This is a genomic window from Klebsiella sp. CN_Kp097 (genome assembly GCF_040064495.1).
GTDB lineage: Bacteria > Pseudomonadota > Gammaproteobacteria > Enterobacterales > Enterobacteriaceae > Klebsiella > Klebsiella aerogenes.
This window is the reverse complement of the sequence record NZ_JBEAIL010000007.1, coordinates 840,659-854,371: the sequence shown is the minus strand read 5'-3', so window position 1 is coordinate 854,371 and position 13,713 is coordinate 840,659. Positions and strand designations below refer to the sequence as shown.

Sequence of the window (13,713 nt, the reverse complement as noted above, 5' to 3'; positions counted from 1 at the left end):
TGGTACTTATTCAGACGGATAGTTAAGGAGGAGCAACAATCGAACCAGTTATTAAAGACAGGAGGGAGAAATAATTAAAAATGTGAGAGAGGTCTAAAGAACGCCGGGCTATGTGAATGGGCTCACGCTATGGTAATGAGAATTAAAATCACTCTATATTTTTATCCGTCGGGATTTCTCAAAATAAACGGCGAAATATCACAATGATAATTTCCCGACAAAGACATGATTAATACTGGTTTTGCAGGCGAATAAAATCAGCAGGGGTATCGATATCCCAGACCATTTGCGGAAAATCTAACTCCAGGCAGCGATGGCGGCTCTGTAATAACCGTTTGCGCATTGAGTCAGGTCCATCGTAAGTGATAAGTTGGCGCAGCTGTGTGCCGGTAATAAGGATGGGATGACCCGGTACGCCTTGATATTGCGGAAGAAGGGCGCTGTCGCCGCGTTGTTGCCAAAGCCGCTGGAAAAGCGCTGGCGGCAGGCAGGGTAAATCGCCGAGGGTGATAAAACAGAAGTTGTTTCGCACCTGGCTCGCGCCAGCGCAAACAGAAGTAAACAGACCCTGTTGATAGTTGGGATTATAAACCAGGGTTATTTGCGGATGCGCCGAATAGCGTTGATGTAGCTCCTCTGCGCGAAAACCGCTCACCAGAATAATACGCGAGCAGAATTGCAGGGCGTTTTTTATACTTGCATCAAGTATTGTCGTACCGCGCCAGGGTAACATCATTTTCCACTGTCCCATCCGGGAGGACAATCCGGCGGCGGTAATAATACAATCGACCTGTTTCATACTCCTCCCTGAATAATGGAATCCTGGCCAGCGCATGGAAAATATACCGCATCTGCAATCGCTGTTTTGTGATTTAGGCGTAAATGATGGTCCGCTGCTCATTTCCGCCGTCGGCGCGGGAGGCAAAACCAGTACCTTAATGTGGCTGGCGCAGCGTTTTCTGGAGGCTGGCCGACGGGTTCTGATCACCACGACCACCCATATGTATCTCCCGGCATCACTACCTGTGGTGATTTGCCGCGAACCGCTGGCGCTGCCTGTCGAGGTTTGGCAGCGGCCGCTGCAGGCCTGCTACGCCTCGTGGCTCGCCCCTGCGGGTAAGGTTCGTGGGTTTAGCCCGCAACAGCTTGATGCGCTGGTTGCCGCGGGGCGCGTGGATGTGGTGCTGGTAGAAGCTGACGGGGCTCACGGTTTCGCCTTAAAAGCGCCAGCTGAGCACGAACCTTGCATACCTCAATCCTGTTGCTGCGTTATTGCCGTCATGGGGGCCTGGAGGCTCGGGCAAAACGTTGGGCCAGCGACCGTTCATCGCTGGCCCCTTTTTTCCCGCATCACCGGCGCGGCGCCGGATACGGCGCTGAGTTGGCCAATGCTGCATCGCTTAATTACGCATCCGCAGGGAGCGTTTAAAGGTGTTCCGCCCGCCAGTCGCCGGATCCTGCTGCTGAATCAGCTTTCTCAAAATGAGAATTTACCGGAGCAGGCGCTGTTGCAGCAGTGGGGGGTTAACGCACTGTGGGCGGGAGCAGTACAAGAGCAGCCCGCGATAACGCGACGACGAACAACAGAGTGACGCCCCGGCTTGGGCGCATAGCGGATATCCATTGAGGTTGTTATGAATATTTTCTCTGAAGCGGCAAAACTCGAAGCACAGAATCGCCCGTTTGCGCTGGCGCAGATTGTCGATAGCCGCGGCTCAACACCGCGCCATTCGGCGCAGATGTTAATTCGTGAAGATGGTTCGATAGTCGGCACCATCGGCGGCGGCATGGTTGAGCGCAAAGTGATTGAACAGGCGCTGGAAGCGCTCAGCGAAAAGGCGTCGCGCATGTTTCATGGGCGGATGGCGCGTAGCGGCAGCGATGCGGTCGGCTCCGATTGCGGCGGGGCGATGTCGGTATATATTAGCGTACATGGCCTGCGCCCGCGTCTGGTGCTGATCGGCGCCGGGCACGTGAACCGCGCGGTGGCGCAAAGCGCGGCGCTGCTGGGTTTTGAGGTGGCGGTGGCCGATATCTATCCAGAGAGCCTGAACCCCGACTATTTTCCGCCGACAACGCAGTTGCTGCATGCTGAAACCTTCAGCGAGGCGGTGGAGAATCTGGCGATCCGCGGCGATGACTTTGTGTTAATCGCCACCAATAACCAGGATCGTGAAGCGCTGGATAAACTGATTGAACGGCCGGTCGCCTGGCTTGGGCTGCTGGCCAGCCGCCGTAAAGTCCAGGTGTTTTTACGCCAGATGCGGGAAAACGGCGTTGCCGCAGAACATATTGCCCGCCTGCATGCGCCGGTTGGCTATAACATTGGCGCCGAAACGCCGCATGAGATAGCGATTAGCATTCTGGCGGAAATCCTGCAGGTAAAAAATCGCGCACCAGGTGGCTTGCTGATGGCGGCAGCCACGCCTGCGCAGCAGCAGTTGGTCGCTATCCGCGGCGCCGGCGATATCGCCAGCGGCGTGGCTCTGCGTCTGTGGCATGCGGGGTTCAAAGTGGTGATGTTGGAAGTCGCTAAACCGACGGTGATCCGCCGTAGCGTCGCGTTTGCCCAGGCAGTCTTCGACGGTGAAATGACGGTAGAAGGGGTGGTGGCGAAGCGGGTGTCATCCGCTCAGGAGGCCATCCGGGTAATTGAAAATGGCGCGATCCCGGTATTGGTGGATCCGCTATGCGAATCGCTGAATGAACTGCGCCCTGTCTGCGTCGTGGATGCCATACTGGCGAAAGAGAATTTTGGTACGCAGCGAGAGATGGCGCCAGCGGTAATTGCGCTAGGCCCTGGTTTTTGCGCCGGTGTGGATTGCCATGCGGTGATTGAAACCAATCGCGGCCATTGGCTGGGGCAGGTGATTTACGATGGCAAAGCGCAGGAGAACACCGGGGTTCCTGGTAATATTCTTGGCCATACTTCGCGACGGGTGATCCGCGCTCCGGGAGCCGGGGTGATGCGCGCTAAAGTGGCGCTGGGTGATATTGTTAATGAAGGCGATATCATTGCCACCGTCGGCGAGGCCGAGATTATTGCGCCATTAAGCGGTATGGTGCGCGGTTTGCTCAGCGATGGGTTAGTGGTCGAGAGCGGCTTTAAAATTGGCGATATCGACCCGCGCGGCGCCAGCGCCGATTTTACCAGCGTCTCCGATAAGGCGCGCGCCATTGGCGGTGGGGTGCTTGAGGCGCTGATGACGCTGATGAATAAAAGAATAAAAGAGAAGAGTGAGTTATTGTCGGTGGCGTAGATAGCAGCACGAAGCCGGTGTTGATGGCCTCAAAATCCCCGGTGGCGCTACCGCTTACCGGGGCTACATTCGGTGCCTTTTTACCCTTCAATGACCGTACCGGTTTTTCCTTCAATCCCTTCTTTGGCTTTATTTAATACGGTGATCAGCGCTTTGCGCCCCGGACGTGAACGGGCGAATGAGGTGGCGGCCTCAACCTTCGGCAGCATTGACCCCTTAGCGAAGTGACCTTCACGAATGAACTGTTCGGCATCGCTGAGCGACAGCTTATCCAGCCACTGTTCGTTGGGTTTGCCAAAGTTGATCGCCACTTTCTCGACCGCGGTCAGGATGATCAGCATGTCGGCGTCGATCATCGCCGCCAGTTTAGCGCTGGCCCAGTCTTTATCAATTACCGCGCTGGCGCCGCGCAGATGATTGCCTTTGCGGATTACCGGGATCCCGCCGCCTCCCGCGGTGATCACTACGTGGCAGGCGTCCATGAGAGCTTTGACCGTCTCTTTCTCAATAATATCGACCGGCTGCGGCGAGGCGACAACCCGGCGATAGCCGCGTCCGGCATCTTCTTTCATGGCGTACCCCTGACGCGTCAGCTGTTCTGCTTCCTGCTCAGTGAAAAAAGAGCCGATAGGTTTGGTCGGATTTTTGAACGCCGGGTCGTTGGCGTCGACTTCCACCTGGGTGATGATTGTTGCCACCGGGATATGCATCGATCGCGACAGCAACTCCTCGCGCAGGGCGTTTTGCAGGTCATAGCCGATATAACCCTGGCTTAGCGCCACACAGACCGACATGGGCAGCATCGGGGTATGGGCCTCGGTTTTGGCTGCGGCTTCGAAGGCCAGATTAATCATCCCAACCTGCGGGCCGTTGCCGTGGGTTACGACCACCTGGTGGCCTTGGGCTATCAGATCGACAATAGCCTGCGCGGTTTGTTTAACGGCCTGCATTTGTCCGGCCAGATCCTCGCCAAGCGCGTTACCGCCGAGAGCGAGCACAATTTTCTTACTCATGAATGCCTCACTTAAGATGTGATTCCGCTAACCGGAAGGTGAGCGGTAGAAAAGGGATCGCGGCGTAAAAAGCGGCCCTGGCCAGCGCTACCGGTAAAAGTGCCGTTATCGAAAATGACCCGGCCATGCGATAAGGTCTGACGAATCGCGCCCTGGCAAATAAAGCCCTCCCAGGGCGAATAGTCGGCGTTGTCATGCAACATCTCATGGCGGATCGTAGTGGTGCGTTGCGGATCGATAATGACGACATCGCCGTCTGCGCCGGGTGCCAATCGTCCTTTTTTCGGCCACAGGCCAAATAGCTTCGCGGGAGTGGCGCTGGTTAGCGCGACGAAACGCTGCGCTGAGATCCTCCCGGTCATGACGCCGTGGGAAAACATGAGCAACAGGCGGTTTTCCACCCCCGGTAGGCCATTCGGACAGCGGCTGAAATCGCCGCCGGAGAGCTGCTGGCGTTGTGCCATCGAGAAAGCGCAGTGATCGGTCGCCACCACGTCGATCGAACCATCGGCGATACCGCACCACAGCGCATCATTGTTGCTGGCGTTGCGCAGCGGTGGGCTTAACAAATAACCCAGCGCGTCTTCGCGTTCATAGCAGCGGTCGTCAAGCAACAGATATTGCGGACAGGTTTCAATCCACACCGGCTGGTGCCGCCGCTGCGCGAGACGCAGATAATCCAGCCCCAGGCCGTTGGAGAGATGAACGATATACAGCGGCGCGTTGTCGGCGAGCTGGGCGAGATTGATCATTCGCGCGATAGCCTCCGCTTCACACTCCAGCGGGCGACTAAGGGCGTGGTAGCGCGGCGCGGTTTTGCCGGCCGCCAGAAATTCGGCCCGTTTACGGGCGATAGCGGCGTCGTTTTCCGGATGAACGGTGGTTAGCGCGCCAGCGCGATGGAGATGGCGCATCGCCTGAAGCACTTCATCATCGTTCAACTTATACTGGTAGGTGAGGTAGAGCTTGAAGCTGCTAATCCCGGCTTCAACCATCATCGGGATTTCATCGAGGATGGCATGGTTGATATGCTGGATCACGCCGTGAAAACTGTAGTCGATCACCGCTTTGTAGGCGGCATAGCCGTGATAGGCCTCTAGCTGGTGACGAAGGCGGCAGCCGGCGGGGCCGAAGCCCATATGGTCGACGATAGTGGTGGTACCGCCGCAGGCGGCTGCGCGGGTGCCGGTAAAGAAATCATCGCAGCTGCGGGCGTGCCCAGTATCGATATTAAAATGAGTATGAACATCAATGCCGCCGGGCATGACATAGCAACCTGCGGCATCGATAGTCTGGCAAGGTTCGGTTGGGGTTATCCGTTCGGCGAGCTGGCTGACCAGGCCGTTTTCAATCAGCAGATCCTGTTTTGCCTGGCCGTCGGCGTTGACCACGATGCCGTTTTTAATCAGTACGCGCATAAAAACTCCAGACTCCCGCCGACGCGCGGCGGGAGGAATAACCGTACAAACTTACTCTGTGGCCAGCCAGCTCAGCGGGATTGCGGCGTACATCGCGGCACAGGTCACCAGATGCTGTTTCCAGGTTTTTTCATTTGGCGCATGGGCTTCCGGCTCTTTACCTGGCCCGAAACCGATAACCGGGATGCCGTGACGGCCCATGATGGAAACGCCGTTGGTGGAGAAGGTCCATTTATCGACCACCGGCGCTTTACCGAACAGCCCTTCATAAGCGTTGCTGAGCGCGCGTACGGTGAAATGATCCTCTTCTACTTTCCAGGTCGGGAAGTAGCATTCCGTTGGATAAACCAGCCCGGTCCATGACGGGCGTTCATAGTTGTACATTGAGACCACGGCGCCGGCCTTCTGTACGGCAGGCAGGGCGCGGATCTCATCCAGCGCGCCTTCCCAGGTTTCGCCCCAGGTCAGACGGCGGTCGATAGAGACCGCGCAGCTGTCGGCAACCGCGCAGCGGCTTGGCGAGGTGAAGAAAATTTCTGAGACGGTGAGGGTGCCTTTACCCAGGAACTCATCGTTGCCCAGGTTATGGGAGAGCTCCTGCAGTTCGTTAAGAATTGGACCCATTTTGAAGATGGCATTATCGCCACGCTCCGGCGCCGAACCGTGGCAGCTTACTCCCTGGACATCAACGCGAATCTCCATACGCCCGCGCTGGCCGCGATAGATTTGGCAATCCGTTGGCTCGGTACTGACCACGAATTCCGGGCGAATGCCGGACTGTTCGATGATGTACTGCCAGCACAGACCGTCACAATCTTCCTCCTGAACGGTACCGGTCACCAGCAGGGTATATTCATCTTCCAGACCGAGGTCCTTGATGATTTTTCCAGCGTAGACCATCGACGCCATCCCGCCTTCCTGGTCGGACGCGCCGCGCCCGCCGATCAGCTCATCGGTTTCCATCCCCTGATAGGGGTCGAAGGTCCAGTTCTTGATGTTACCGATGCCAACGGTATCAATATGCGCGTCCATGGCGACCAGTCGCGGGCCGTGGCCGATATAGCCCAGCACGTTGCCCATCGGGTCAATCTCGACTTTATCGAAGCCGACTTTTTCCATCTCTTCTTTAATACGATGCACGACGCGTTTTTCGTCACAGCTTTCGCTGGGGATAGCGATCATATCGCGCAGGAAGCGGGTCATATCCTGCTGGTAGTGGTTTGCTTTTTCGACAATCAGTTTGAAAGGAATGTGCTTAGCCATGAATTAACTCTCCGGTCCTGGTTTCCCGCTTCGCGGGATGAATATGTTGAATAAGTTGAACGTTTATTGTGCTGCCGGCAGCTTGCCTTCCCAGACGACCTCGCGGTAATGCTGCACGTCGGTGTCGCCTTCGGTGCTGATGACCAGCACCACGGAGTGGCTATCGAGCCCCAGTTTGTTCATCAGCGCCTGGCGCTGCGGATGGAAGTGGACGGCGGCCAGCGTCCCGAGCCCGACGGCGCCGGATTCACCGGAGATAACCCGGTGGTCATTGCCGACAGGATTACCGAGTACGCGCATACCGAGGGCGGCAACGGCATCCTGGCAGGAGATAAATTGGGTGGCGCAGTTGCGCAGAATTTCCCAGCCCAGCGGGTTAGGTTCGCCGCAGGCCAGTCCTGCCATGATGGTGGCCATGTCGCCGCCGACGTTGACGATGTCGCCTTTTAACCCGGAGCGATAGATGCAGTCCGCCAGTTCAGGCTCCACGATCACCGAGTGCAAATCGCGGGCGCCGAAAACGTCGACCAGATAACCGAGCACGCCGCCTGCCATCGCGCCGACACCGGCCTGCAGGAAGACGTGGGTAGGGCGAGCAATGCCCATCGCCGCCATTTGTTCTACCGCTTCATCGGCGAGGGTGGCGTAACCTTGCATAATCCAGGTTGGAATTTTTGTGTAGCCTTCCCATGCGGTGTCCTGTACCACTTCCCAGCCGTTTTTCTGTGCGGTTTGCATGGTAAAGCGCACGGTATCGTCGTAGTTCATATCGGTAACGATACATTCCGCGCCGAGGCGTAAAATGGCGTCCACGCGTTCCTGCGCTGAACCTTTCGGCATGTACACCACCGCGTTTTGCCCAAGCTGCTGGGCGGCCCAGGCGACGCCGCGCCCGTGGTTGCCGTCGGTGGTAGTGGCGAAAGTCATCTTCTCTTTGATGGTGGATTTCAGGGTCTCAAACGAGAAGGCGTTAATATCGAGATGGTATTTTTCACACAACAGTTGGGCGATGGCGTAGGCGCCGCCGAGCATTTTGAAGGCGTTGAGGCCAAAGCGCTGGGATTCATCTTTTACCAGGATGTTCTTTACGCCGAACAGCGTCGCCAGTTCCTTCAGGGCATACAGCGGCGTCGGTTGGTAACCGGCGATTTTTTGATGAAAATGGCGCGCCTGTTGTGCCTGCTGACGAGAGAACAGCGGCGAGGTTTCACCGGTAAAGAAACGGTTGTCGGCAATATCCATTTTCAGCGAAAAAGCAGACATATTTTGTCCTTATCCTTCTTTGGAGTCGGGGAAGCCGGCCCGCAGACCGGCTCGCGAGGTTATTTGATGCGTTTTTGCGCGTCCTGCAGCAGTTGCTCCAGCAACTGACCGGGTTTGGCATATTTGCGACAGAGGATCATGGCGGCGATGATGTACGGCTTCCAGCTGGCCTCTTTATAGGTGGCGATACGGTATTTCTCGAACACCGCTTCGGTGACTTCGCCTTCCTCGCAGGAGACGCCGGTAATATCCGCCGGCAGGCAGTGCATATACAGCGCGTCACCGTCTTTGGTGTGCTTCATCATCTCTTCGGTACAGTGCCAGTCTTTGTGATTGGCGTTCTGGGCGAGACAGGCTTTTTCCAGCGCTTTCAGCCCGTCATGGTCGTTGGCGCGCAGTAGCTCGGTGCGTTGTTCCATCACTTTGTATGGCGCCCAGGATTTCGGGTAAACGATATCGGCGTCTTTAAAGGCTTCCGCCATATCGGTGACCTGACGGAAGCTGCCGCCGGAAGCCGCGGCGTTTTTCTTCGCCACTTCGATAACGTCCGGGATCAGATCGTAGCCCTCTGGATGGGCGAGGGTGACATCCATACCGAAGCGGGTCATCAGGCCGATGATTCCCTGCGGGACGGAAAGCGGTTTGCCGTAACTTGGCGAGTAGGCCCAGGTCATGGCAATTTTTTTACCTTTCAGATTTTCCAGCGAGCCGAAGTGCTCACGCAGCCAGGCCAGATCGGCCATCGCCTGCGTCGGATGGTCAATGTCGCACTGCAGGTTAATTAATGCCGGGCGCTGCGGCAGTACGCCCTGTTTGTGGCCGTCATCCAGCGCTTCGCCGACTTCACGCATATAGGCGTTGCCGGCGCCGAGATACATATCGTCGCGAATACCGATAGCGTCTGCGCAGAAGGAGATCATATTGGCGGTTTCGCGCACCGTTTCACCGTGGGCTATCTGCGACTTGCCTTCGTCGAGGTCCTGCTGCGCCAGGCCGAGCAGGTTTAACGCCGAGGCATAAGAGAAGCGGGTGCGGGTGGAGTTATCGCGAAAGACCGAAATACCCAGCCCGCTGTTAAAAACTTTTGTCGCGATGTTTTCCGCCCGTAACGTTTTCAGCGCTGCGGCGACATCCAGCACCTGCTTCAGCTCGTCCGGCGATTGCTCCCACGTCAGCAGGAAATCTTTTTCATGCAGGTTAGAGTTGAGCTTATTGATATCCTTGATCAGTTCGTTAACAGTTTTCATATTTCGATCCTGGTAGTGAATGACGGCTTATTGATTGCTGTGCAGTCGAAATGACATTGATGTAAGTGGCGACGGCCAGCGCTGTATTACCACTAACAATAAGCGTGCCAGTTATAATTCAGTCGCGGTGGACGAGTGGAAAAGTCGGGAATTATGCGAGGCGGGTCACGAAAAATAGCTTGTAACGCTCAACTGATGGAAATGAAATTCATTTGCCAGTTGTCACGGTAAATTTACTTTGAGCCGTCAGACAAGCGTGGATATCGTTCTGCGACAGTGATTTCAACACCAAAATGATAATTTTGCCCTGCGGATTATCATATTGAGAGGAAAATGTGATACCTCTTCCATATTTTCTTTAAGCTGTAAAAAAGCGCAGGGTTGGCACCTTTTTTCAGCCTGGGCGGCGGTAGTATGATAAACGCAGAATAAAAAGAGTCGATCTTCAGCATTTTCTTTCGGCTACTGATATTAAAAGGTCAATTATGATTCCCTCCAATTCGCTATCCGTTTTAATGCAGATTCAGCCAACGATTCAACGTTTTGCCCGCATGCTCTCCAGCGTGTTACAACTCGAAGTCGAGATTGTCGACAATACGCTGTGCCGGGTCGCCGGTACCGGCGCCTACGGTAAATTCCTGGGGCGAAAATTAAATACAGATTCGCGACTTTTACGTTACATAATAGAAACAAAAAAAGAAAAGGTCGTGACTCATTCGCGTTTTGATCCCTTGTGTAAAGACTGTACCAATAAAGAGAACTGTAAAGAAAAGGCATTTCTGGGTACCCCGGTGATTTATCAGGAACAGTGTGTCGGGGTTATTAGCCTGGTCGCCTTAACTCGCGAGCAGCAGGAGCGCATTAATGACAACCTTCACGAGTTCTCAGATTATGTACGCCATGTTTCTTCAATATTTGTCTCCCGCCTGTTAGAGGACCAGGGCGGGGGAGATAATATGCTCAAAATGTTTTCCACCATGATTGAAAACATGGATCAGGGCGTGCTGGTGGTTAGCCAGGATCAAAAAGTAAAATTTGCCAATCAGGCGGCGATGAAAATCCTTGGCGCGAATCACGGCAGTATGATTGGCAAAACTATTCATTTTCGTCCGCTGACTTTTGCGCAAAACTTTATTCGCGGTCACGTACAGCACGTCATTTCTTTTGATGATAAGAAAGAGCTTATTATCGGTCAGCTGCACGCTATTCAGGATCAATGGCTGTTCTTAATGGCCTTCCATCAGTCGCATTCGTCGGCCGATCTGGCGCCACCGCAGGATGGTCCGCAGATTGAACAGATGGTTGGCGAATGTCGGCCAATGCGTCAGCTGAAAAAACTGATTACCCGCGTGGCGCCAAGCCCGTCGAGCGTGATGATCGTCGGCGAAAGTGGAACCGGCAAAGAGGTGGTCGCTCGCGCGGTGCATAAACTCAGCGACCGTCAGGCGAAGCCTTTCATCGCGATCAACTGCGCGGCCATCCCCGAACAGCTACTGGAGAGCGAACTCTTTGGTTACGTCAAAGGCGCATTTACCGGGGCCTCGGCCAATGGCAAGACCGGTCTGATTCAGGCGGCTAATCACGGCACGCTGTTTCTTGATGAAATCGGCGATATGCCATTAACCCTACAGGCCAAGCTGCTGCGGGCGATTGAATCGCGCGAAATTCAGCCGGTGGGCGCCAGCCATCCGGTGCCGGTCGATATCCGCATTATTTCGGCCACTAACCAGAACCTTGAGCAGTTCATTGCCGAAGGGAAATTCCGCGAGGACCTGTTCTATCGGCTTAATGTCATCCCACTACGCCTGCCGCCTTTGCGCGAGCGTCAGGATGATATCGAACTGCTGATTCACTATTTCCTGCATCTGCACACCCGTCGGCTGGAGCTGGTCTATCCCGGCGTGTCCCCGGAAGTCATCGCCTTACTGAAGAACTACCGCTGGCCGGGCAATATTCGCGAGCTGAGTAACTTGATGGAGTATCTGGTTAACGTGGTTCCCTCCGGCGAGGTGATCGATCTGTCGCTGCTGCCGCCAAATCTTATCAGCAGCGGCAAAGTCAACGAGCGCGAAAGCAGCCGGGCGGCACCAGCCAGCGTTGCGAAAGAAGAAGAGGGGGGAACGGCGCTGGAGGAGATGGAAAAACAGATGATCCGCGATGCGCTGACGCGCTATAGCAATAAAAAGCAGGCCGCCGATGAGCTCGGGATCGGCATTGCGACGCTATATCGCAAAATTAAAAAGTATGAACTGGTCGGGGTCTGATAAGCCGTATCACTCTGAGAGCAACGTTTATCAAAATCGCCGATCGTTATTGATCTGGCAACGAAAACACCTCGATGTCCGGGAAAGAGAAAATCACTACCGATGATTTTCTCTTTTTTTACAGCTTTCAACTCCCTCTCCTCATGGCTTATGGGTTGTGCTTGCTCGCTTCAGTCGCCATTTTCTGTTCGTTTTTTCAGCAGGTGGCATTGTTCTTGCCTTTACCGTTTGCCGTCGACTACTGCGATAGTCGGCAAACAAACATGATAAGGACAGGAATATGGTGCAGATAAATGAGAATCTCGCGACTCCGCCCGTTTCATCGTTGAGTCGTTTTTTTGCTAAGCCCCGCATTATTGCTAAACCTGGATTTAACCGCTGGTTGGTCCCTCCCGCGGCGCTGGCGGTGCATTTGTGCATTGGCATGGCCTACGGCTTTTCCGTCTACTGGCTGCCAATGTCGCAGCTTATCGGCGGCAGCGCGCCGCTGCAGTGTCCGGTCGATATGTCATTCTGGCAGCAACTGGTGACCCGCCAGTGCGACTGGAAAATTTCCCTGCTCGGCTGGACCTATACGCTGTTCTTCGTTTTTCTCGGCTGCTCCGCGGCGCTTTGGGGGAGCTGGCTGGAGAAGGTTGGCCCGCGTCTGGTGAGTTTTGTCGCCACCCTCTGCTGGTGTGGCGGCCTGGTGCTGGCGAGCGCGGCAATCTATTTTCATCAGCTGTGGCTACTGTGGTTGGGCGCCGGTGTGATTGGCGGCATTGGCCTGGGGCTTGGCTATATCTCGCCGGTCTCAACGCTGTTGCGCTGGTTCCCCGATAAGCGAGGGATGGCCGCGGGAATGGCGATCATGGGCTTCGGCGGCGGGGCGCTGGTGGGAGCGCCGCTGGCCAATTGGCTGATTAATTTTTTCGCCGATGGTCAGGGAAGTGGGGTATGGCAGAGCATTCTGGCGCTGGCGGTGATATATGCGCTGTTCATGCTTTGCGGCACTTTTGGTTACCGTCTGCCGCCTATGGGCTGGCATCCGGTCGGCGCGAAGGCGCAGCAAGCCATCAGCAAGCAGCCAACCGTTCAGGTTCACGTCAGCGTCGCGTGGCGCACCCCGCAATTCTGGCTGCTGTGGCTGGTGCTGTGGCTCAACGTTACCGCCGGGATTGGCATTCTCGGCATGGCCTCGCCGATGCTGCAGGAGATTTTTGCCGGCAAGCTACTATCCCTGGATCTGGGCTGGCAGGAACTTAATACAGAACAGCTGAAGCGCATCGCGACGATGGCGGCGGGATTTACCGGGCTGCTCAGCCTGTTTAATATTCTGGGGCGCTTTTTCTGGGCTTCTGTTTCCGATATGTGCGGCAGGAAAGCCACCTTCGCGCTGATCTTCTTTCTGGGAACCCTACTTTACGGCACGTTGCCGTTGATTAACCACGGCGGCTACGTGGCGTTTTTTGTTTGTGCGCTCTGTGTGATTATTTCTATGTACGGCGGCGGTTTCGCGACCATCCCGGCGTATCTTGCCGACGTATTTGGCTCACAAATGGTTGGCGCGATTCATGGCCGTCTGCTGACTGCCTGGTCGGCGGCCGGGGTCAGCGGCCCGGTGCTGGTCAACTATTTGCGCGAGTACCAGCTGGCGCAGGGGGTGGAACCCGCGAGAATTTATGACATCACGCTGCTGGCGTTGACCGGGTTGCTTATCATCGGCTTTATTTGTAATCAGCTGGTTCGGCCGATTCCGCAGAAATATGCCATGACTGCGGAGCAACAGCAGCAGGCGAGGGGCCTGTATACTATCAATAAAGACGCGCAGCTGAGCTGGGAACCGACGCCCGCGCCGCTGCTGCTGACGCTAAGCTGGCTGGCCGTCGGTATACCCTTGCTGTGGGGAATGGGCACCACCTTGCAACAAGCGGTGAAGTTCTTTATGTAGACCCACAGAGGCAAGCACCCAAAGGACAGGTTGGGTGCTTATTGCACAGCTATTA

At 55.6% G+C, this 13,713-nt stretch carries 10 protein-coding genes; 4 read left to right on the top strand and 6 right to left on the bottom strand.

Annotated features, from left to right (window positions below; translation table 11 throughout):
* Window positions 1–229: 229 nt before the first annotated feature.
* On the bottom strand, window positions 230–799 hold the full coding sequence (locus ABLV07_RS14535) for an NTP transferase domain-containing protein (protein ID WP_015705210.1): 570 nt from the start codon (window positions 797–799) through the stop codon (window positions 230–232).
* Between the two features lie 34 nt (window positions 800–833).
* On the opposite strand from ABLV07_RS14535, the gene yqeC reads away from it, so the two are divergent.
* Window positions 834–1,592: a selenium cofactor biosynthesis protein YqeC gene (yqeC, locus tag ABLV07_RS14530; RefSeq protein ID WP_015705211.1), complete on the top strand. Its 759-nt coding sequence runs from the start codon at window positions 834–836 to the stop codon at window positions 1,590–1,592.
* Window positions 1,593–1,634: 42 nt separating this feature from the next.
* Window positions 1,635–3,260, top strand: a complete 1,626-nt coding sequence (gene yqeB, locus ABLV07_RS14525) for a selenium-dependent molybdenum cofactor biosynthesis protein YqeB (protein WP_015366906.1) — start codon at window positions 1,635–1,637, stop codon at window positions 3,258–3,260.
* Window positions 3,261–3,340: 80 nt separating this feature from the next.
* Here the strand turns inward: yqeB and arcC are convergent, their stop codons facing one another.
* The 5 genes from arcC to ygeW all read right to left on the bottom strand — a co-directional run bounded on the left by arcC (window position 3,341) and on the right by ygeW (window position 9,464).
* The gene (gene arcC / locus ABLV07_RS14520) at window positions 3,341–4,273 is read right to left on the bottom strand and encodes a carbamate kinase (RefSeq protein WP_032714364.1); all 933 of its coding nucleotides are present in this window, start codon (window positions 4,271–4,273) and stop codon (window positions 3,341–3,343) included.
* 11 nt (window positions 4,274–4,284) lie between these two features.
* Window positions 4,285–5,691 carry a dihydropyrimidinase gene (gene hydA / locus ABLV07_RS14515; protein ID WP_015705212.1) on the bottom strand — a complete coding sequence of 469 codons (1,407 nt, stop codon included), beginning with the start codon at window positions 5,689–5,691 and terminating at the stop codon, window positions 4,285–4,287.
* 51 nt (window positions 5,692–5,742) lie between these two features.
* A complete protein-coding gene (locus tag ABLV07_RS14510) occupies window positions 5,743–6,954 on the bottom strand; it encodes a YgeY family selenium metabolism-linked hydrolase (protein ID WP_015705213.1) in 1,212 nt (403 codons plus the stop codon).
* A gap of 63 nt (window positions 6,955–7,017) precedes the next feature.
* Window positions 7,018–8,217 (bottom strand): diaminopropionate ammonia-lyase, encoded by a 1,200-nt coding sequence (gene dpaL, locus ABLV07_RS14505; RefSeq protein ID WP_015705214.1) that lies wholly within the window; start codon window positions 8,215–8,217, stop codon window positions 7,018–7,020.
* 59 nt (window positions 8,218–8,276) lie between these two features.
* Window positions 8,277–9,464, bottom strand: coding sequence for a knotted carbamoyltransferase YgeW (gene ygeW, locus ABLV07_RS14500; protein WP_015366901.1), 1,188 nt, complete (start codon window positions 9,462–9,464; stop codon window positions 8,277–8,279).
* 485 nt (window positions 9,465–9,949) lie between these two features.
* Between ygeW and ABLV07_RS14495 the strand changes: the two genes are divergently transcribed.
* Entirely contained in the window at window positions 9,950–11,728 is a 1,779-nt protein-coding gene (locus ABLV07_RS14495; protein WP_015366900.1) for a sigma-54-dependent Fis family transcriptional regulator, read from the top strand.
* A gap of 280 nt (window positions 11,729–12,008) precedes the next feature.
* Window positions 12,009–13,658, top strand: coding sequence for an OFA family MFS transporter (locus tag ABLV07_RS14490; protein ID WP_059444047.1), 1,650 nt, complete (start codon window positions 12,009–12,011; stop codon window positions 13,656–13,658).
* Window positions 13,659–13,713: the final 55 nt, after the last annotated feature.

Coding starts and splice junctions, on each gene's coding strand:
- ABLV07_RS14535 (WP_015705210.1), bottom strand. CDS start 799: ATGAAACAGGTCGATTGTATTATTACCGCCGCCGGATTGTCCTCCCGG.
- yqeC (WP_015705211.1), top strand. CDS start 834: ATGGAAAATATACCGCATCTGCAATCGCTGTTTTGTGATTTAGGCGTA.
- yqeB (WP_015366906.1), top strand. CDS start 1,635: ATGAATATTTTCTCTGAAGCGGCAAAACTCGAAGCACAGAATCGCCCG.
- arcC (WP_032714364.1), bottom strand. CDS start 4,273: ATGAGTAAGAAAATTGTGCTCGCTCTCGGCGGTAACGCGCTTGGCGAG.
- hydA (WP_015705212.1), bottom strand. CDS start 5,691: ATGCGCGTACTGATTAAAAACGGCATCGTGGTCAACGCCGACGGCCAG.
- ABLV07_RS14510 (WP_015705213.1), bottom strand. CDS start 6,954: ATGGCTAAGCACATTCCTTTCAAACTGATTGTCGAAAAAGCAAACCAC.
- dpaL (WP_015705214.1), bottom strand. CDS start 8,217: ATGTCTGCTTTTTCGCTGAAAATGGATATTGCCGACAACCGTTTCTTT.
- ygeW (WP_015366901.1), bottom strand. CDS start 9,464: ATGAAAACTGTTAACGAACTGATCAAGGATATCAATAAGCTCAACTCT.
- ABLV07_RS14495 (WP_015366900.1), top strand. CDS start 9,950: ATGATTCCCTCCAATTCGCTATCCGTTTTAATGCAGATTCAGCCAACG.
- ABLV07_RS14490 (WP_059444047.1), top strand. CDS start 12,009: ATGGTGCAGATAAATGAGAATCTCGCGACTCCGCCCGTTTCATCGTTG.